We start from the raw sequence: 19,072 nt of genomic DNA, 5'->3' as shown, positions 1-19,072 counted from the left end.
TATGACCGCGCCCTGCCCCCACGATCTGCTCTGGCTGCGTGACCGCAGCGCATTAGCCACGATCTCAGCGTGCTGGGTCGGGACGTTCTGGCATCCCGGCCTGCCGGTGGTGGTGCGGCGCGATCATCGCGAATCCGGCCTGATCCCGATTGGGGTGCGCGGTGAACGGCGGGAGCAGCGTGCCGCCGGATGGATTCATCCGGACGATATTGTCCGGGTGATAACGCCGGAGAGGCTGGCCGATCGCACCCTGCTGCAGGCTTCCCCTTTCAGCGCCTTTGCCCCGGTTCGCGCGGCGATCGTGCTGAGTGAGGCGGAGTGGCCGTGGCGCTGGGGGATCACCGGCAGCACCGGTTATGCGCTGGCGACGCAGCAGCCCACGCTGCACGCCGCCAGCGATCTCGATCTGGTGATCCGCGCCCCGCAGCCTCTGGACCGGGCTGCGCTGCAACGGTGGCAGAACCAGACCGACGCGCTGGCGTGCCGGGTGGATACCCAGGTGGAAACGCCTGCCGGTGCGTTTGCCCTCAACGAGTGGCTGCGCGAGGGACAGGTGCTGCTGAAAACCGACACCGGCCCCCTGCTGACCGCTTCACCCTGGAGCAGAGAAACCTAATGAAAATACTCTTTACCTTTCCCGGCCAGGGCACCCAGCGAGCCGGCATGCTGCAGCATCTGCCTGACGGCGAGGCGCTGTTAGCCCGCGTGCGGGCGGTACTGGGCGACGAAACTGACAGGCTCGACAGCGATGACGCCCTGCAGCACACCCGCGCCGTCCAGCTCAGCCTGCTGATCAGCGGGGTCGCCTGGGCGCACGAGCTGATACGTCGCGGGGTGAAGCCGGATATTGTCAGCGGTCTGTCGATTGGCGCATTTCCGGCGGCAGTGGTGTCAGGTGCGCTCGATTTCAGCGACGCCCTGCGGCTGGTGGCATTGCGCGGCGACCTGATGGAGCAGGCTTATCCGCAGGGATATGGCCTGACGGCGATCACCGGCCTGACGCTGACGCATCTGGAAACGCTGCTGCCTGGCAGCCACACTTACATTGCCAATCTCAATGCCGAAACGCAGATAGTGATTGCCGGTCGTGATGAGGATATGGCGAGGGTGGCGCAAAAGGCGCTGGAGGCAGGTGCCAGTAAGGCGATCAGACTGGCGGTAAGCGTGCCGTCGCACTGCGCGCTGCTGGACAAACCGGCGGCAGAACTGGCGCGTGCGTTTGAATCCGTGCGCCTCTCCCGTCCCGATTGTGCTTACCTCAGCGGCTCAACCGCACGGGTGATCCACGACCCGGAGAAGATCGCGGAGGATCTGGCGTTCAATATGGCACGGACCGTGCAGTGGTATGACACCATGGTCTCGGCTAACCAGCGCGATGCCCGTCTGGCGATTGAGATGCCGCCAGGCAATGTGCTGACCGGCCTGACCCTGCAGGCGGGCTGGCAGGGCGATGCAATCAGCCTGGAACGCAACGGCGTCGACGTGGCAGGTCATCTGGCTAAACGGCTGGAACGGTAAGGTTACGGGCATACATGCGCCCTTCTGCCGCCAGGGCCAGCAGGTCATTGTCGCGTTCGCGGCGATGCGAATAGACAATCGCAACCTGCTGTCGCATCTGGTAAGGCGCCGCGAGCGTCAGCAGCTGGATATTGTTTTCATAGACTTTCCGCATCCTTCCCGGGATCAGCGCCAGGCCGACGCCCGCCTGCACCAGACTGATCATGGAGAAGATGTCATTCACCTTCGTCACCATGCGTGGTTCAAATCCCGCGATCTGAAACGCCTCCTGCGAACCGGCATAGGTGGCAAACCCCTCGGCCAGCGAGACAAAATCGCGGTCGGCATAGTCACGCAGATCGACCGGCGCGTCGCCGCTGCCCGTTTCGCCAGCCGGTGCCGCCAGACAAATCGTGTCCTCGAACAGCGGGATCACATCAAACCGGGCCTCGCTGAGTTCGCCCTCATGGGTGGCAATCAGGATCGCGTCCAGCGCATCATCTTCCAGCATATTCAGCAGCATCTGGTTAGAGCCCATGGTCAGATCCAGCTCCAGCGTCGGCCGGCGCAGTTTCATGCCCATGATCAGCCGGGGAATGGTCTCCAGGGTCAGCGAGTAGAGTGTGCCAAGCCGCAGCCGTCCTCCGCCGATACCCGCCACTTTGCGGGCCTCCTCAATGCCTTTGCCCATCAGGGCCGTGACGTCGCGACAATAGTCCAGCAGCGTCCAGGCGGCGGGCAGCGGCACCAGATTGCGCCCTTTGTGGATAAACAGCGGGCAGTCGATGCCCTCTTCCAGCGTATGCAGCGCGCGGTGCACGCTGACGCTGCTCAGCTCCAGCGCTTCCGCCGTGCGGGCGATATTGCCTTTCGTCATATACATCATGAAGACGCTGAGCTTCCGGAAGGTAATTTCCTGATTGATATTGTCACTCATGGGCTGCTGTTGCCTGTAAGGTCATTTTGCTTTTCCGCATAGTAGCGATTCTCCGCCAGCGTGTAATGATCTGGCTCGCAGCCGGATGATTTACTGCGGCTGAAGGCGGAATCTGCGGAGGTCAGGGAGGAGCGGAACGGGCAGAAAAAAGTGCGGCCGGTTTCCCGGCCGCAGAGCAGATGAATGGACGGCGCGCGCCTTACAGCCTTATCGGTGAAATGTTCCAGATCTCATCGGCATACTCCTGAATCGTCCGGTCAGACGAGAAGTAACCCATGCCGGCGATATTTTTCGCCGCACGGCGCTGCCACTCTTCCGGCTTACGGTAGAGCGCATCCACCTTGTCCTGCGTATCCACATAGCTGCGATAATCGGCCAGTAACTGGTAGTGGTCGCCGAAGTTCACCAGCGAATCGAACAGGTTGCGGTAGCGACCCGGATCCTGCGGGCTGAAGACGCCCGACGCGATCTGCGTCAGCACCTGATGCAGCTCTTCATCGCCCTCGTAATAGTCACGCGGGTTGTAGCCGCCCTGTCGCAGGGCTTCTACCTGCGGCGTGGTATTGCCGAAGATGAAGATGTTCTCTTCACCGACGTGATCCAGCATCTCCACGTTGGCACCATCCAGCGTGCCGATCGTCAGCGCGCCATTCAGGGCAAACTTCATGTTACTGGTGCCGGACGCTTCCGTTCCGGCGGTCGAGATCTGCTCAGAGAGATCGGCGGCCGGAATGATGATCTGTGCCAGACTCACGCTGTAGTTCGGGATGAAGACCACTTTCAGTTTGTTCTTCACCTGCGGATCGTTGTTGATGATGTTGGCGACATCGTTGATCAGATGGATAATGTGTTTGGCAACGTAGTAGGCGGAGGCCGCTTTACCGGCAAAAATATTGACGCGCGGCACCCAGTCCGCCTGTGGATCGGCCTTGATACGGTTGTATCGGGTGATCACATGCAGCACGTTAAGCAGCTGACGCTTGTACTCGTGAATACGCTTGATCTGCACATCAAACAGCGCATTCGGGTCGAGCACCACATCCAGGTTTTTTGCCACCCACTCGGCCAGCCGGCGCTTGTTCTGATGCTTGGCAATCGCCACTTTCTCGATAAACGCCGGGTAGTCGATCTGCGCTTTCAGCTCATCCAGCTGGCTGAGGTCGGTGCGCCAGTTGCGGCCAATCTCCTCATCCAGCACCTCTGACAGCGCCGGGTTAGCCAGCGCCAGCCAGCGACGCGGAGTGACGCCGTTGGTTTTGTTGCAGAAGCGGCCCGGGAACAGGCGAGAGAAGTCTGCAAATAGCGACTGCACCATCAGGTTGGAGTGCAGCTCTGAAACGCCATTCACTTTATGGCTGACCACCACCGCCAGCCAGGCCATGCGTACCCGGCGACCGTCGTTCTCGTCGATGATCGAAATGCGCGACAGCAGATCCAGATCGTCAGGATAGTGATCCTGAATCGTCTTGAGGAAGAAGTCGTTAATTTCAAAAATAATGCTGAGATGACGCGGCAGGATCTTGCCGATCATATCCACCGGCCAGGTCTCCAGCGCTTCGGTCATCAGCGTATGGTTGGTATAGGAGAAGACCTGACAGCAGACGTCAAAGGCGCTGTCCCAGCTGAATTTATGCTCGTCGATCAGCAGGCGCATCAGTTCGGGGATCGCCAGCACCGGGTGCGTGTCATTCAGGTGGATGGCGATCTTATCCGCCAGGTTGTCCCAGGTCTGATGCATGCGCCAGTGACGATTCAGAATGTCCTGCACCGTGGCGGATACCAGGAAGTACTCCTGACGCAGACGCAACTCGCGCCCGGAATAGGTGGAGTCATCGGGATAGAGGACGCGTGAAACGTTTTCGGAGTGGTTTTTATCTTCCACCGCCGCAAAGTAGTCGCCCTGGTTGAACTTACCGAGGTTGATTTCGTTACTGGCCTGCGCGCCCCAGAGGCGCAGCGTGTTGGTGGCGTCGGTGTCGAAGCCCGGGATGATCTGGTCATAGGCCATCGCCAGGATCTCTTCGGTCTCCAGCCAGCGCACTTTGGCCCCTTCGTGCTGGACGCGGCCGCCGAAACGCACCTTGTAGCGGGTGTTGAATCGCTGAAATTCCCACGGATTGCCATACTCAAGCCAGTAATCGGGCGACTCTTTCTGCTCACCTTCCACAATGTTCTGTTTGAACATGCCGTAATCGTAACGGATGCCATAGCCGCGGCCCGGCATACCCAGCGTCGCCAGCGAATCGAGGAAACAGGCCGCCAGACGGCCCAGACCGCCGTTGCCTAAGCCCGGATCGTTCTCCTCCTCCATCAGCTCGGCCAGATCCAGCCCCATTTCGTCGAGGGCCTGGTTGAGATCGTCATAGATCCCCATCGCCAGCAGCGCATTCCCCAGGGTGCGCCCCATCAGGAACTCCATCGACAGGTAGTAAACCTGCCGCACATCCTGCGACAGCTGAGCGCGGCTGGAACGCAGCCAGCGCTCCACCATCCGATCGCGAACCGCCAGCAGCGCGGCGTTCAGCCACTCATGCTTGTTGGCAATAGAGGGGTCTTTGCCGATGGTAAACATCAGTTTGTACGCAATCGAATGCTTTAAAGCATCAACCGTCAGCGTGGGTGAAGCGTAAGTGAAAGGTGCATTCATATCCGGTTTTCCCCATCCGTTACATCAGACGCTGGTAGAGATCGCGGTAGGCCTGTGCGGCCACCTGCCAGCTGAAATCCATGCCCATCGCCTGTCGCTGAACATAACGCCACAGTGAAGGGCGAGACCACAACACAAACGCGCGGCGAATCGCCCGCAACAGCGACCAGGCGTTAGCATCTTCAAAGCTGAAGCCACTGGCAATCCCATCCGCCAGGTTTTCCAGCGAGCTGTCGTTAACCGTATCTGCCAGTCCGCCGGTGCGGCGCACCAGCGGCAGCGTGCCATATTTCAGGCCATACAGCTGCGTCAGGCCGCAGGGCTCAAAGCGGCTCGGCACCACGATCACATCGGCACCACCGACGATGCGGTGTGAAAACGCCTCGTGATAGCCAATCTGCACACCCACGCTGCCCGGATGCTCTGCTGCCGCGGCCAGGAAGCCCTGCTGCAGTTCGGCATCGCCCTGTCCCAGCAGCACCAGCTGACCGCCCTGCGCCAGCAGGCCAGGGAGCGCCTCCAGCACCAGGTCCAGGCCTTTCTGTTTGGTCAGGCGGCTGATCACGCAGAACACCGGCGCTTTGTCATCAACCTTCAGCCCCATCGCCACCTGCAGCTGCCGTTTGTTTTCCGCTTTGGCTTCCAGCGTGTCGCGGTTGTAGCGCGCGCTGAGCAGCAGGTCGTGGGCCGGGTCCCAGATGGTCGGGTCGACACCGTTGAGGATCCCGCTCAGCCGCCCTTCCCGCATCCGCTGCGCCAGCAGCGTTTCCATGCCGTAACCAAACTCCGCAGAGGTAATCTCATGGGCGTAGGTCGGGCTGACCGCCGTCACGTGATCGGCGTAGAAGAGTCCCGCCTTCAGGAAGGAGATCTGCCCGTAAAACTCCAGCCCATGCATGTTAAAGAACGACCACGGCAGGCCAATCTGATCCATGTGGTGCGCCGAGAACAGTCCCTGATAGGCCAGGTTGTGCACGGTAAACACCGATTTGGCTGGCCGGCCGCGCGCTTCCAGATAGGCGCAGGTAAGGCCTGCGTGCCAGTCATGGGCATGGACGATATCGGGACGCCACATCGAATCCATACCGCACGCCAGTTCGCAGCCGACCCAGCCCAGCAGCGCGAAGCGCAGGTAGTTATCGACATAGGCAAACTGCGACTCGTCATGATAAGGGCTACCGGGACGGTCGTAGAGGTCAGGGGCATCGATCAGATAGATGCCCACACCGTTAAATTCACCATATAACAGACGTATATGACCGGCAAATGTCTCTCGCTCTGTCACCCTCTGGAGATCAGGTATGCCTTTGCGCAATGCAGGAAACGCCGGCAGCAGCACCCGCGTGTCTGTGCCGCCCGCAATCTGCGCCTGAGGTAATGCCCCGACTACATCAGCCAGTCCGCCCGTTTTAAGCAGCGGGAAAAGTTCTGAACAGACATGTAAAACCTGCATCCTCGACCTCATTAAGTTATCCGGCACGCTCCGCGTGCCGATTGCGTAAGTTCCGCTTATCGCTTACAGCCCCGCTTTGGCCAGCCTGGCCAGCATGGCGCGGGTGACCAGTACGATCCCTTCATCCGAACGGTGAAACCGGCGACTGTCTTCATCCGGATTTTCACCAATCACCATGCCTTCCGGTAACTCACAGGCGCGATCAATCACGCAGCGGCGCAGACGACACGAGCGACCCACCACCACATCCGGCAGCAGAACGGTTGAATCAATATTGCAAAACGAGTTAACCCGAACCCGGGGGAACAGCACCGAGTTGACCACGACCGAACCGGAGATAATGCAGCCGCCCGACACCAGCGAGTTCATCGTCATCCCGTGACTGCCGGAACGATCCTGAACAAATTTCGCGGGGGGCAGCGGCTCCATGTGGGTACGGATAGGCCAGGTGACGTCATACATATCCAGCTCAGGCATCACCGAGGCCAGATCGAGATTGGCGCGCCAGTAGGCTTCCAGCGTCCCGACGTCGCGCCAGTAAGGCGGCGCGTTGTCATCGTTCTGGACGCAGGAGAGCGCAAAGGAGTGCGCATAGCCTTCGCCGCTTGCCACCACTTTCGGCAGGATATCTTTGCCGAAGTCGTGGTTAGAGCCTGGCGTCTGCAGATCCGCTTCCAGCAGCTCATAGAGATAATCCGCGTTGAAGACGTAGATCCCCATGCTGGCGAGCGACTGCGTGTCATCACCTGGCATAGTGGGCGGCTTCGCGGGTTTCTCCACGAAGTCGATCACCATGTTCTCCTCATTCACCGCCATCACGCCAAACGCCGTGGCTTCATGCACCGGTACCGGTAAACAGGCGATGGTACATTTCGCCTCGTTCACCACGTGGTCCAGCAGCATGCGTGAATAATCCATCTTATAAATGTGGTCCCCGGCAAGGATCACGATGTACTGCGCCTGATAGCGGCGAATCACATCAAGGTTCTGCGTCACGGCATCGGCCGTGCCGCGATACCACTGTTCGGTCGAAAAGCGCTGCTGCGCTGGCAGCAAATCGACAAACTCATTCATCTCTTCATTGAAGATCGACCAGCCACGCTGGATATGCTGAGTCAGGGTATGGGACTGATACTGTGTAATGACGCCAATCCGCCGGATACCGGAGTTGACGCAGTTGGAGAGGGCAAAGTCGATAATGCGGAACTTGCCGCCGAAATGCACCGCCGGTTTGGCACGTTTGGCCGTTAAATCGACCAGCCGCGTGCCGCGTCCGCCGGCGAGGATCAGAGCAACCGTCTGTGTAGGGAGCTGGCGGGCCAGCATCAGGTGTTCTGTTCTATCTAACTTAACCATGTCTGACTCCTTATGATTGCTTTTGGAACACGCACACACCGTGTGCGGGACCATGCCAGACAGTTAGCAGGATGGGGTTGTCGTCCCCGGCGAAAGGAGGAAGGGCACGCCATTCTCCGTCTGGTAACACGATGTCATTCACCGTATCCGTGGCGTTTATTGTTATTAACCAGCGGCCAGACAGCAGGATCTGCAATCTGTGCAGCCCCTGTGCCCATTCATCGTGCTGCAGTGGCTGGCCACCGGCATTGAGCCACTGCACATTGCCATCACCCTCCTGCCACCAGCGATCCGCGGTCAGCGCCGGTATGCGCTGGCGCAGACGAATCAGTGCGGCGGTGAATCCGACCAATCCCTTCTCATCCGCCTGCCAGTCAAGCCAGCTGAGGGCGTTGTCCTGACAGTAAGCATTATTATTGCCGCGCTGCGTGTGGCCGCGCTCATCGCCCGCCAGCAGCATCGGCGTGCCCTGTGACAGCAGCAGCGTGGTGAGCAGTGCCCGCACGCTGCGGCGGCGACGTTCCGTGACGTCAAAACTGACGTTCAGCCCCTCTTTGCCGTGATTGTGGCTGTAGTTATCGCCGTGACCGTCGCGGTTATCTTCCCCGTTGGCTTCGTTGTGTTTGCGTTCGAAGCTCACCACATCCCACAGCGTAAAGCCGTCATGCGCGGTGATCAGGTTAACCGTGGCGTGGGGCAGACGGTCATCGTGCTGGTAGAGATCGCTGGAGGCGGCAAAGTGACGGACAAACTCGCCGTTGCTCATTGCGCCATGCAGCCAGTAGCGACGCGCGGTGTCGCGAAACTGATCGTTCCATTCGGCAAAGGGTGGCGGAAAACGGCCAACCTGATAGCCGTCAGGGCCGATATCCCAGGGTTCCGCAATCAGCTTGACCTGAGAGAGCAGCGGACAGGCGCGTATCGCCGCGAAAAAAGGGGCATCACGCCGGTAATCGGGCGTGCGGCCCAGCACCGGCGCAAGGTCAAAGCGGAAGCCATCAACGTGACAGACCCGCACCCAGTAGCGCAGCGCCTCTAAGGTCCACGCCATCACCTGTGGATGGTGGATATTCAGCGTGTTGCCGCAGCCGGTCCAGTTCTGATAGCCGCCCTGCTCATCCAGCCAGTAGTAGCTGGCGTTGTCGATGCCGCGCATCGAGATCGTCGGGCCGATCTCATCCAGTTCGGCGGTGTGGTTGAACACCACATCCAGCAGCACTTCGATACCCGCGGCGTGCAGGTTTTTTACCGCCTGCTGAAACTCCTGCAGCGGCGTGACGCCTGGCTGACCAGAGGCGTAACGCGGATCGACCGCCCAGAGCGCAAAGGGGTTGTAGCCCCAGTAGTTACTCAGGCCGAGCTGGAGCAGGCGCGGCTCGCTGGCAAAATGGGCCACTGGCAGTAGCTCCAGCGCCGTAATGCCGAGATCGCGCAGGTAGTTCACCATAACAGGATGACCCAGCGCCGCGTAAGTCCCGCGCAGCGTTTCCGGAATTTCCGGATGCTGCTTCGTCAGCCCGCGAACGTGCGCTTCGTAAATCACCGTGTTACCCCACGGCGTGCGCGGGGCGACATCGTCCTGCCAGTCGAAATCTTCCGCCACCACCCGTGACTTCGGCGCGATGGCCGCGTTGTCATGCGGATCGGGCTGCGCCTCGCCGCCCTGAAACAGCGGGTCATCCGGGACGTCGCCCTCAACCGCGCGGGCGCAGGGATCGACCAGCAGCTTCGCCGGATTAAAGCGGTGTCCCTGCTGCGGCGTCCAGGGGCCATGCACCCGGTAGCCGTAACGCTGCCCCGGCTTCAGCGCCGGAACATAACCATGCCAGATATCCCCGCTGCGGCCAGGCAGATCAAGACGCTGTTCACGCCCCTCGTCATCAAACAGGCAGAGCTCGACGCGCCCGGCATGCTGAGAAAACAGGGTGAAATTGACGCCTTTGCCATCGTAACTGGCACCCAGCGGTTCGGGATCCCCGGCAGTAATGGTCATTCCCCCTCCCGCACCAGCCATACCGTTGCCAGCGGTGGCAGATTGAGGCTCAGCGACTGTGGTCGTCCGTGACTCTCCTGCTCATCGGTATGCACCCGGTGATTACGCACATCACTGCCGTGATACTCATGCTGGTCGGTGTTCAGCACTTCGCGCCAGGTGCCAGGCTGATTGACCCCAAAGCGGTAGCCCGGACGCGGCACCGGCGTAAAGTTACTGACGACGATGATTTCGTTACCTTCGCGGTCACGACGTACAAAGGCGAAGACCGAATGTTCCGCATCGTTGACCACCAGCCACTCAAAACCTGCCGGGTCGAAGTCGAGCTGATGCAGCGGCGTGTAGTACTGATAGGTGTGGTTGAGATCGCGCACCAGACGCTGCACGCCGTGATGCCAGTTATCGCCGCCTTCCAGCAGATGCCAGTCCAGGCTGACATCGTGGTTCCACTCGCGGCCCTGAGCAAACTCGTTGCCCATAAACAGCAGTTTCTTGCCGGGGAAACCCCACATCCAGCCGTAATAGGCGCGCAGATTGGCGAACTTCTGCCAGGCATCGCCCGGCATGCGGTCGAGAATGGAGCGCTTGCCGTGCACCACTTCGTCGTGCGACAGCGGCAGCACAAAGTTTTCGGTGTAGTTGTACATCATGCCGAAGCTCATCAGGTTGTGATGATGCTTGCGGTAGATAGGATCAACCTGCATGTAGTCGAGCGTGTCGTGCATCCAGCCCAGGTTCCATTTGAACCAGAAGCCCAGCCCGCCACCCTCTGTCGGACGCGTTACGCCAGGGTAGTCCGTCGACTCTTCCGCCATCGTGACCGCGCCGGACGCCACGGTACCGAGCGTGCGGTTAGTGTGTTGCAGGAACTCAATCGCCTCAAGGTTCTCGCGGCCACCATACTGATTCGGCACCCACTGCCCTTCGACGCGGCTGTAGTCGCGGTAGATCATGGAGGCGACGGCATCCACGCGCAGGCCATCGATGCCAAAGCGTTCTGTCCAGTAGAGCGCATTGCCCGACAGGTAGTTACTCACTTCCCGGCGGCCAAAGTTGTAGATCAGGGTGTTCCAGTCCTGATGGTAGCCTTCTCGCGGATCGCTGTGCTCATAGAGCTCGGTGCCGTCAAAGCGCGCCAGCCCGAAGTCATCGTTGGGGAAGTGACCCGGTACCCAGTCGAGCAGGACGTTGAGGCCGGCAGCATGGGCGCTGTCGATAAAGGCGCGGAAGTCGTCACGGGTTCCGAAACGGCGGGTTGGTGCATACATGCCCAGCGGCTGATAGCCCCAGCTGCCGTCAAACGGATGTTCGTTAATCGGCAGCAGTTCGATATGGGTAAAGCCCATCTCTTTGACGTAGGGCACCAGCTGTTCAGCCAGCTCTTTGTAGCTCAGCCAGAAATTGTTGTCGGTATGACGACGCCAGGAGCCCAGATGTACTTCATAGATGGAGATCGGCGCATCGAAACCGTTGGCGGCCTTGCGCTCCGCTTTCATCTCAACGGGCGCAGGCAGGCCGCAGATCATCGACGCGCTCTCCGGGCGCATCTGTGCTTCGAAGGCGTAAGGGTCCGCTTTGATACGCAGATCGCCATTGGCGTCGATGATTTCATATTTGTAGAGCTGACCGTTGACCGCACCCGGCACAAACAGCTCCCAGATGCCCAGCTCCTGGCGCAGACGCATCGGGTGACGGCGGCCATCCCAGAAATTGAAATCGCCGACGACGGAAACACGACGGGCGTTGGGCGCCCAGACGCAGAAGCGGGTACCGGTCACGCCATCAATCACGTCACCATGCGCGCCCAGGGTTTCGTACGGACGCAGGTGGGTGCCTTCGGCCAGCAGCCACAGATCCATCTCCTGCAGCAGCGGGCCAAAGCGATAGGCATCGTCAACCAGGTTTTGCTGGCCGTGCCAGTTCACCGCCAGCTGATAGCGGAACGGATTTTTGCGACGGGGGATCACGCCGCTGAAGAAGCCGCGTGCGTCTTCACACGCCAGTTGAGCCAGCTTGCGCCCGGTAGAGGTCTCAATGACCCACACCTCAAGCGCTTCGGGGAGCAACGCCCTGACTTCAAGGCCTTGTGGCGTTCGGTGCATCCCTAGTAACGAAAAAGGATCGGCATAATTACCCGCAAACAGGGCATTGATCGCCTCGCGATCGGGAAGCTCTGACATGACTTTCTTCCTGTGATAACTGGCAGCCGAGATGCTCGCGACACGGCCTGTCGCGCGTCATCTGCGCTGCTCTTCATTGAGCCATACGTACGACGGCAAAAAAGTGTCAGGCCATTCCATGGAAAAAGTGTTTTGCCGTGTACCACAACCATTTAATCCGGAAAGCAAAAGCGAAACCTGTGGCACATCATGGTTAAATCATAGCTTGGTCGCAGCAGTTGCCATGGCTGAAAGCAAAATATTCTTTGCCGACCGCCAAAAAGGGGAAGCTGATCACTGAGTAAGCGGTCCGGCAGGTTGTTTCACGTACTGCAAAGCAAAAAAAAGGCCGGATAAATCCGGCCTTTGGCGATATTTTTCTTAGTCGATTAACAACCGCAGCATGCGACGCAGCGGTTCGGCTGCGCCCCATAACAGCTGGTCGCCTACCGTGAAGGCGGAGAGATACTCCGGCCCCATATTCAGTTTGCGCAGACGGCCAACCGGCGTGGTCAGCGTACCGGTCACGGCCGCGGGGGTCAGTTCCCGCATCGTCAGCTCGCGGTCATTCGGCACCACTTTGACCCACTCGTTATGAGAGGCCAGCAGCTGTTCAATTTCAGACAGCGGCAGATCGCGTTTCAGCTTCAGGGTAAACGCCTGGCTGTGGCAGCGCAGTGCACCCACACGCACGCACAAGCCATCAACCGGAATGACGTTGCGGGTCGCGAGGATCTTGTTGGTCTCCGCCTGGCCTTTCCACTCTTCGCGGCTCTGGCCATTCTCCAGCTGTTTGTCGATCCACGGAATCAGACTGCCTGCCAGCGGCACGCCGAAGTTATCGGTCGGCAGGGTGCCGGAACGGGTGAAGTCGGTCACGCTGCGCTCGATGTCGAGAATTGCTGAGGCCGGATTCTGCAGCGCAGGCGCAACGTGGTCGTGCAGCATGCCCATCTGGGTCAGCAGTTCACGCATGTGGCGCGCGCCGCCGCCTGACGCCGCCTGATAGGTGGCGACAGAGGCCCACTCCACCAGGTCCTGCGCGAACAGGCCGCCCAGCGACATCAGCATCAGGCTGACGGTGCAGTTACCGCCGACGAAGGTTTTGATGCCCTGGTCGATGCCCTGACGGATCACCGCGTGGTTGACCGGATCGAGGATGATGATGGCATCGTCCTGCATGCGCAGCGTCGAGGCCGCATCGATCCAGTAGCCCTGCCAGCCGCTGGCGCGCAGCTTAGGATAGACATCGCTGGTGTAGTCGCCGCCCTGACAGGTGATAATGATGTCCAGCGCACGCAGCGCCTCAAGATCAAAGGCATCCTGCAGTGCGCCCTGCTGCTTGCCCGCAAACGACGGAGCCGCCTGACCATGCTGCGACGTCGAGAAGAAGACCGGATTGATTGCATCAAAATCGCGCTCTTCGCTCATGCGGGACATCAGCACGGAGCCGACCATACCGCGCCAACCAACAAAACCTACATTCTTCATGTCGTGTCCGTCTCAGGCAGATTTCACCTGCTTTCATTTCAGTGGAGAGAGCGGCGTGCTATGTTCACGCCGCTCTGCGTAATAATAGGATTTACCTCTGTCTGCTCACTCTACAAAATGCAGGCCTGGTGGCAAGTGAATTAATTCGATTACGCTAACTTTTTCAGCAGCGTAACTAATAACTCCGCTTTCTGGCGGACGGGATGGCGTTAAACCAATGACTGAAATGATTTCGGCGACAATATTATTGTTGTTAATTATGGATCCGCTGGGCAATCTGCCGATTTTTATGTCGGTTTTAAAGCATCTGGAGCCGAAACGGCGGCGGGTGGTGCTGATCCGCGAAATGCTGATCGCCCTGATTATCATGCTGCTGTTTCTGTTTACCGGCGAGCGCATTCTGGCCTTTTTAAATCTGCGCACCGAGACGGTGTCGATTTCCGGCGGCGTCATTCTGTTTCTTATCGCCATCAAGATGATTTTCCCGTCGGCCGAGAGCAGCAGCTCTGGTTTACCGGCAGGGGAAGAGCCGTTCCTGGTGCCGCTGGCGATTCCGCTGGTCGCCGGGCCGTCGCTGCTGGCGACGCTGATGCTGCTGTCGCATCAGTATCCACATCAGATGTCCCACCTGGTAGGTGCGCTGTTGATCGCCTGGGGCGTGACGGTCGGCATTCTGCTGATGTCAGGTCTGTTCCTGCGTCTGCTGGGTGATAAAGGGGTCAACGCGCTGGAGCGTCTGATGGGGTTGATACTGATTATGCTGGCGACCCAGATGTTCCTGGACGGCATCCGCGCGTATCTGAAGTTGTAGAAGAGGCACTGCGCCGCCCTGCTGATCAGGGAAGCGCAGTGTTCAACCTATGACGAGAGCAGTGCGAAAGCAATCATACCGACGATAGCCCCGGTCGTGCCGAGAATCGTCTCCATCAGCGTCCATGTCTTCAGCGTTTCCGCTTCGCTGGCCCCGGTAAAGCGGCCAAACAGCCAGAAACCGGCATCGTTCACATGACTGATGATGATGGAGCCGCCGCCGATACAGATCGAGAGCGCCGCCAGCTGCGCGCCGCTGTAGTGCAGCGGTTCAATCACCGGCATGATCAACCCGACCGTGGTCAGACAGGCGACCGTTGCCGACCCCTGAATGACCCGTACCGCACCTGACAGGATAAAGCAGGCCAGCGCAATCGGCAGGCCCGCGCCGGTCAGCGCGTTGCCCAGCACCGGACCCACACCGGAGTCCACCAGCACCTGCTTGAACACGCCGCCCGCGCCAATCACCAGCAGGATAATCCCCGCCGGTTGCAGCGCGCTGCCGCACACCTGCATCACCCGCTCTTTATCCATGCCCTGACGATAAGCCAGACCATAAATCGCCACCAGCAGCGCCAGCAGGATCGCGGTGAAGGGATGGCCGATAAATTCCAGCCACGCATACAGCGAGGTCCCTTCGGTGGTGAAGCGGGCGCCAATGGTTTTCAGGCCGACCAGCACCAGCGGAAACAGGATCAGAGAGAGGCTGAAGCCAAATGAGGGCAGCTGGTTCTCATCGACATCCGGCTGATGATCTTCCGGCGGGGCGCTGAAGGAGACGTGCTTCGCAATGAAATTGCCAAACAGCGGCCCGGCAATCAGCATCCCGGGGATCGCCGCACACAGCCCCAGCAGGATCATCCAGCCAAAGTCAGCGTGCATCTGTGAAGCCAGCAGCATCGGAGCCGGCCCCGGCAGCAGAAACGCGGCAGCAGCAGCCACCCCGGCAAAGAGCGGGATAACCAGCTTCACCAGATTGCCCCCGGTTCGCCGCGCCACGGCAAAAGCGATGCTGATCAACAGCACGACAGCCACCTCAAAGAAGAGTGGCAGCGCGCAGATCAGACCGGCAATCCCCATGGCGTAGTGGGCGCGGCTCTGACCAAAGGTTTTCAGCATCCGGACAGCAATCTGATCCACGGCCCCGGTTTCATGCAGGATTTTGCCGAACATCGCGCCCAGCGCCACCACGATAGCGAGGAAGCCGAGCGTGCCGCCCATCCCCTTCTGCATGGTGTCCGCAATCTTATCCAGAGGCATGCCGGAGAACAGTCCGGCACCAATTGACACTAACATGAGTGCGACAAAGGCGTGCATACGCGCCTTCATCACCAGAAAAAGCAGCAGCAGGACGGAGCCTGCTGCGGTCAAAACGAGTGTTGCGGTATTCATCTCTAACCCTGACTGATAGCGTCCCGGATAGTCGCAACCGTAGCCGCCACAACCTCATCCAGTGAATGCGTGATATCCACTTCCAGTACATCCGGCTCGTCGCTGCCTGGCGCTTCCAGCGTTGCAAACTGCGTCACCAGCATCTGCGGCTTGAAGAAGTGCCCTTTGCGCGCTTTCAGGCGGGCTTCAATGGTGTCGAAGTCCCCTTTCAGGTAGATGAAACGCAGGTTGTCATTTCCCTGACGCAGAATGTCGCGATAACGTTTCTTCAGGGCCGAGCAGACAATGATGGAGATCGCCTGGGTGCGCTGCATGGCAAAAGCGGCATCGTTCAGGGCCTGTAACCACGGCTGACGATCGTTGTCATCCAGCGGGTGACCATCGGCCATCTTCAGAATGTTGGCACGGGGGTGGAGAAAATCGCCGTCAAGAAAGGCTGTATTCAGCTGGTGAGAGACCTGATTGGCGACGGCAGACTTTCCGCTGCCTGAAACGCCCATCAGGATAAAAACGTGATGCGACGGGGATTGCGTTGTCATTTTTCTGCTCCGGCAGGTGAGAATTTGCCAATGTTACCGATAACAATGTCGTTTCTCATTCTCCTGGCCGCTTAACAGCGTGGCAACCTTTTTACCCGGAAAAGCCTCAAAGTGTGAGCTGACTCATAAAAACGCCACAATCAGATGCTGCCGCCTTCACTGATCGCAAAACCGGTGTCGAGCATGCGCGTTTCGCGGCTTTCCCCGGCGATGCGCGCCAGCAGCAGCGCTGCGGCTTCGCGCCCGATGCGATCACGCGGCGTCAGTACCGTAGCCAGCTGAGGCGTCACCACCTGACTGATATCGTGACCATGGAAACCGGCAATCGCCATCTGATCGGGCACCCGCAATCCCTGGCGCTGGCACTCAAACATCGCGCCGACCGCCAGGTCGTCGTTGGTACAGAAGAGGCTGTCGGTTTCAGGATAGAGACGCTGCGCCTCACGCAGCAGATCGCCACCGGCACTGAATGAAGAGGCATCTTCCATCATGACGCTGCGCGGCGTCAGCCCGGCTTCGCGCATCGCGATTTCGTAACCACGCTGTTTCTGCAGGGTACGCTCATCCAGGCGTGCACCAAGATAAACGGTGTGGCGATGTCCTTTGCCGAGGATCGCCTGAGTCATCTGCCGGGCCGCTTCGACGTTATCAAAGCCGACCGCCATGTCCAGGCAGGGCGTAACGCTGTCCATCATCTCGATGACCGGGATGCCCGCCACTTCCAGCATGCGCAGCGTGCCCGGGGTATGGGTGCGTTCGGTGAGGATTACCCCATCAATGTTCCAGCCCAGCAGCGAGCGCAGTTGCAGCTCCTCTTTTTGTGGGTTGTAACCAAAGTGGGCGACGAGCGTCTGGTAGTTCGCTTCATCCGTGACGGCTTCAATGCCGCGCAGAACGTCAGCAAAGACCTGGTTGGTCAGTGACGGCAGCAGCACGCCAATCGCACGGCTGGTGGCGTTCGAGAGCATATCGGGGGCGCGATTAGGGATATAACCCAGCTCATCCAGTGCCACCGCGATCTTATCCCGCAGGGCAACAGAAACCTGCTCAGGATTGCGCAGGTAGCGGCTGACGGTCATCTTGGTAATGCCGACGCGATCGGCAACGTCCTGTAATACCGGTCTTTTCTTCTTCATCGTAGCGCCTGGGATCGCCCTGAAAGCTAAAGTACGATGAGTCTATCACTTTTCTGTCACAAAATTGCCAGCGGGGCGCACCGGGGTGCGCCCGTCAGTTTTCTCAGACCGGTGGCAGATCAAACAGCAGAACTTCTGCGGCCGTGCTGGCTTCCAGCGTAAGCGCGCTTTCATCCCAGATGGCGAGGGCATCGCTGGTAGTCACCGCGTTACCGTTTACGCTCACATTGCCTTTGACGACCTGGATCCAGATGCGACGACCGGGTTCAATCGCCACGTTATCCTGTTCACCGGCACCCAGTACCCAGCGCGACAGAGTCATGTCCTGATAGACTTTCAGCGACCCTTCACGGGCGTCCGGGCTGAGCACCAGCTGACGTCCCTGCACATCCGGGAAGCGGCGCTGATCGTAGCGCGGCTCAATGCCGGTACGCTCAGGAATGATCCAGATCTGATAGAGGTGCAACGGTTCGCTTTCGCTGGCGTTGTACTCCGAGTGACGCACGCCAGTACCGGCGCTCATGATCTGGAACTCCCCTGCCGGGATCTGCTCTTTGTTGCCCATGCTGTCCTGATGCTCAACCGTACCGGAGAGCACGTAGGTCAGGATTTCCATATCTTTATGCGGGTGGGTACCAAACCCCTGACCGCCGTCGATCACGTCTTCATTAATCACCCGCAACGCGGAGAAGCCCATGAAGTTCGCGTCGTAATAGTTGGCGAATGAGAAGGTGTGCCAGCTATCGAGCCAGCCGTGGTTTGCGTGACCGCGTTCTTCAGCTTTGCGTACATAAATCATTTTCAGATCTCCTCAATGTTTTTTCATAGTCTGTGCCTGAGACGGTCTGATTGATAGCTGAAAAACTTCACTCCTCTGTTCAAAATAGTTGAACAAGGGTTGCGCAGTGGCTGAAAAAGGCTGAAGGAGAGCGGGCAAAAAAAAAGCCAGCGCCCTGGCTGGCTAAATAATACTGGAAGCAATGTGAGCAATGTCGTGCTTTCTCAGGCTGTCGGGCGACCTCCCGGGAACGCATGACAATAATAATCATTATCATTCGCGTCTGTAAAGCGGTTTTCGCACTTTTTCACTTGATTAACGGATTGAATACCTTGATGTTTAAAAGTTTTTTAACGGCGAAAGGAGCGACCATGAGTGAAATCGTTGTCCGGCACGTTATACCCGAAGATGCCGCTGCACTGCACCGGATTTACAGCCAGCCCGATACCCAGGCCGGCACCCTCCACCTGCCCCATTCATCCCTGCAGGGGTGGCATACGCGCCTCGCCACGCCTCAGCCCCATTCATACCTGCTGGCTGCCTGCATTGATGATGAGGTTGTCGGGCAAAGCGCGTTAAAGGTGGAAGAGCGCCCCAGACGCCGTCACGCCGCTTCACTGGGAATGGGGGTGGATGCGCGTTACCGGCAGCGTGGCGTCGGCAGCGCACTGATGCGTGAAATGGTCGCCATGTGCGATAACTGGCTTCAGGTGAGCCGAATGGAGCTGACGGTGTTCGTCGACAACGCGCCGGCCATTGCCCTTTATCAGCGATTTGGTTTTGAGATTGAGGGAACGGCGCGTGGGTTCGCTATACGGGACGGTGAACTCATCGATACGTACTATATGGCGCGGATTAGACCCTGACCTGTGATGATGAAAAAG

At 59.1% G+C, this 19,072-nt stretch carries 16 protein-coding genes; 5 read left to right on the top strand and 11 right to left on the bottom strand.

Annotated elements, in window-relative coordinates; all coding sequences use genetic code 11:
- Position 1: 1 nt before the first annotated feature.
- Positions 2–616 carry a malonate decarboxylase holo-ACP synthase gene (locus HFD97_RS14140; protein ID WP_167432099.1) on the top strand — a complete coding sequence of 205 codons (615 nt, stop codon included), beginning with the start codon at positions 2–4 and terminating at the stop codon, positions 614–616.
- Entirely contained in the window at positions 616–1,518 is a 903-nt protein-coding gene (gene mdcH, locus HFD97_RS14135; RefSeq protein WP_140925639.1) for a malonate decarboxylase subunit epsilon, read from the top strand. Before HFD97_RS14140 ends, mdcH begins: the two co-directional genes overlap by 1 nt.
- Here the strand turns inward: mdcH and HFD97_RS14130 are convergent.
- The 6 genes from HFD97_RS14130 to glgB all read right to left on the bottom strand — a co-directional run bounded on the left by HFD97_RS14130 (position 1,499) and on the right by glgB (position 12,063).
- Positions 1,499–2,434 (bottom strand): LysR family transcriptional regulator, encoded by a 936-nt coding sequence (locus HFD97_RS14130; RefSeq protein WP_167432100.1) that lies wholly within the window; start codon positions 2,432–2,434, stop codon positions 1,499–1,501. The genes mdcH and HFD97_RS14130 overlap by 20 nt on opposite strands.
- Before the next feature lie 199 nt (positions 2,435–2,633).
- Positions 2,634–5,081 carry a glycogen phosphorylase gene (gene glgP, locus HFD97_RS14125; protein WP_009087747.1) on the bottom strand — a complete coding sequence of 816 codons (2,448 nt, stop codon included), beginning with the start codon at positions 5,079–5,081 and terminating at the stop codon, positions 2,634–2,636.
- A 19-nt stretch (positions 5,082–5,100) separates the two neighbouring features.
- Entirely contained in the window at positions 5,101–6,534 is a 1,434-nt protein-coding gene (gene glgA, locus HFD97_RS14120) for a glycogen synthase GlgA (protein ID WP_167432101.1), read from the bottom strand.
- A 63-nt stretch (positions 6,535–6,597) separates the two neighbouring features.
- Positions 6,598–7,890, bottom strand: a complete 1,293-nt coding sequence (gene glgC / locus HFD97_RS14115; RefSeq protein ID WP_009087751.1) for a glucose-1-phosphate adenylyltransferase — start codon at positions 7,888–7,890, stop codon at positions 6,598–6,600.
- 10 nt (positions 7,891–7,900) lie between these two features.
- Positions 7,901–9,883 (bottom strand): glycogen debranching protein GlgX, encoded by a 1,983-nt coding sequence (gene glgX, locus HFD97_RS14110; RefSeq protein WP_167432102.1) that lies wholly within the window; start codon positions 9,881–9,883, stop codon positions 7,901–7,903.
- Positions 9,880–12,063, bottom strand: a complete 2,184-nt coding sequence (glgB, locus tag HFD97_RS14105) for a 1,4-alpha-glucan branching enzyme (protein WP_009087753.1) — start codon at positions 12,061–12,063, stop codon at positions 9,880–9,882. The genes glgX and glgB overlap by 4 nt, the downstream gene beginning before the upstream one ends.
- Positions 12,064–12,181: 118 nt before the next feature.
- On the opposite strand from glgB, the gene HFD97_RS14100 reads away from it, so the two are divergent.
- Positions 12,182–12,343, top strand: coding sequence for a hypothetical protein (locus tag HFD97_RS14100; protein WP_167432103.1), 162 nt, complete (start codon positions 12,182–12,184; stop codon positions 12,341–12,343).
- An 80-nt stretch (positions 12,344–12,423) separates the two neighbouring features.
- Here the strand turns inward: HFD97_RS14100 and asd are convergent, their stop codons facing one another.
- Positions 12,424–13,533 (bottom strand): aspartate-semialdehyde dehydrogenase, encoded by a 1,110-nt coding sequence (gene asd, locus HFD97_RS14095; RefSeq protein ID WP_009087755.1) that lies wholly within the window; start codon positions 13,531–13,533, stop codon positions 12,424–12,426.
- 217 nt (positions 13,534–13,750) lie between these two features.
- Between asd and HFD97_RS14090 the strand changes: the two genes are divergently transcribed.
- Positions 13,751–14,344: a YhgN family NAAT transporter gene (locus HFD97_RS14090; RefSeq protein WP_009087757.1), complete on the top strand. Its 594-nt coding sequence runs from the start codon at positions 13,751–13,753 to the stop codon at positions 14,342–14,344.
- A gap of 47 nt (positions 14,345–14,391) precedes the next feature.
- On the opposite strand, the gene gntU is transcribed toward HFD97_RS14090, so the two are convergent.
- The 4 genes from gntU to HFD97_RS14070 all read right to left on the bottom strand — a co-directional run bounded on the left by gntU (position 14,392) and on the right by HFD97_RS14070 (position 18,209).
- On the bottom strand, positions 14,392–15,735 hold the full coding sequence (gntU, locus tag HFD97_RS14085; protein WP_167432104.1) for a gluconate transporter: 1,344 nt from the start codon (positions 15,733–15,735) through the stop codon (positions 14,392–14,394).
- Between the two features lie 2 nt (positions 15,736–15,737).
- Positions 15,738–16,274, bottom strand: a complete 537-nt coding sequence (gntK, locus tag HFD97_RS14080) for a gluconokinase (RefSeq protein ID WP_009087761.1) — start codon at positions 16,272–16,274, stop codon at positions 15,738–15,740.
- Between the two features lie 140 nt (positions 16,275–16,414).
- A complete protein-coding gene (gene gntR, locus HFD97_RS14075; protein ID WP_009087763.1) occupies positions 16,415–17,410 on the bottom strand; it encodes a gluconate operon transcriptional repressor GntR in 996 nt (331 codons plus the stop codon).
- Between the two features lie 103 nt (positions 17,411–17,513).
- The gene (locus HFD97_RS14070; RefSeq protein ID WP_009087765.1) at positions 17,514–18,209 is read right to left on the bottom strand and encodes a pirin family protein; all 696 of its coding nucleotides are present in this window, start codon (positions 18,207–18,209) and stop codon (positions 17,514–17,516) included.
- Between the two features lie 350 nt (positions 18,210–18,559).
- On the opposite strand from HFD97_RS14070, the gene HFD97_RS14065 reads away from it, so the two are divergent.
- Positions 18,560–19,054, top strand: coding sequence for a GNAT family N-acetyltransferase (locus HFD97_RS14065; RefSeq protein ID WP_167432105.1), 495 nt, complete (start codon positions 18,560–18,562; stop codon positions 19,052–19,054).
- Positions 19,055–19,072: the final 18 nt, after the last annotated feature.

This window comes from Pantoea sp. EKM103V (assembly GCF_011800365.1).
Classification (GTDB): domain Bacteria; phylum Pseudomonadota; class Gammaproteobacteria; order Enterobacterales; family Enterobacteriaceae; genus Pantoea; species Pantoea anthophila.
The sequence above is the reverse complement of the archived record's forward strand: the minus strand, read 5'-3'. Positions and strand labels throughout refer to the sequence as shown.

Excerpts from the sequence above, each read along its gene's own strand:
- HFD97_RS14140 (WP_167432099.1), top strand. The coding sequence starts at position 2 with ATGACCGCGCCCTGCCCCCACGATCTGCTCTGGCTGCGTGACCGCAGC.
- mdcH (WP_140925639.1), top strand. The coding sequence starts at position 616 with ATGAAAATACTCTTTACCTTTCCCGGCCAGGGCACCCAGCGAGCCGGC.
- HFD97_RS14130 (WP_167432100.1), bottom strand. The coding sequence starts at position 2,434 with ATGAGTGACAATATCAATCAGGAAATTACCTTCCGGAAGCTCAGCGTC.
- glgP (WP_009087747.1), bottom strand. The coding sequence starts at position 5,081 with ATGAATGCACCTTTCACTTACGCTTCACCCACGCTGACGGTTGATGCT.
- glgA (WP_167432101.1), bottom strand. The coding sequence starts at position 6,534 with ATGCAGGTTTTACATGTCTGTTCAGAACTTTTCCCGCTGCTTAAAACG.
- glgC (WP_009087751.1), bottom strand. The coding sequence starts at position 7,890 with ATGGTTAAGTTAGATAGAACAGAACACCTGATGCTGGCCCGCCAGCTC.
- glgX (WP_167432102.1), bottom strand. The coding sequence starts at position 9,883 with ATGACCATTACTGCCGGGGATCCCGAACCGCTGGGTGCCAGTTACGAT.
- glgB (WP_009087753.1), bottom strand. The coding sequence starts at position 12,063 with ATGTCAGAGCTTCCCGATCGCGAGGCGATCAATGCCCTGTTTGCGGGT.
- HFD97_RS14100 (WP_167432103.1), top strand. The coding sequence starts at position 12,182 with ATGGAAAAAGTGTTTTGCCGTGTACCACAACCATTTAATCCGGAAAGC.
- asd (WP_009087755.1), bottom strand. The coding sequence starts at position 13,533 with ATGAAGAATGTAGGTTTTGTTGGTTGGCGCGGTATGGTCGGCTCCGTG.
- HFD97_RS14090 (WP_009087757.1), top strand. The coding sequence starts at position 13,751 with ATGACTGAAATGATTTCGGCGACAATATTATTGTTGTTAATTATGGAT.
- gntU (WP_167432104.1), bottom strand. The coding sequence starts at position 15,735 with ATGAATACCGCAACACTCGTTTTGACCGCAGCAGGCTCCGTCCTGCTG.
- gntK (WP_009087761.1), bottom strand. The coding sequence starts at position 16,274 with ATGACAACGCAATCCCCGTCGCATCACGTTTTTATCCTGATGGGCGTT.
- gntR (WP_009087763.1), bottom strand. The coding sequence starts at position 17,410 with ATGAAGAAGAAAAGACCGGTATTACAGGACGTTGCCGATCGCGTCGGC.
- HFD97_RS14070 (WP_009087765.1), bottom strand. The coding sequence starts at position 18,209 with ATGATTTATGTACGCAAAGCTGAAGAACGCGGTCACGCAAACCACGGC.
- HFD97_RS14065 (WP_167432105.1), top strand. The coding sequence starts at position 18,560 with ATGAGTGAAATCGTTGTCCGGCACGTTATACCCGAAGATGCCGCTGCA.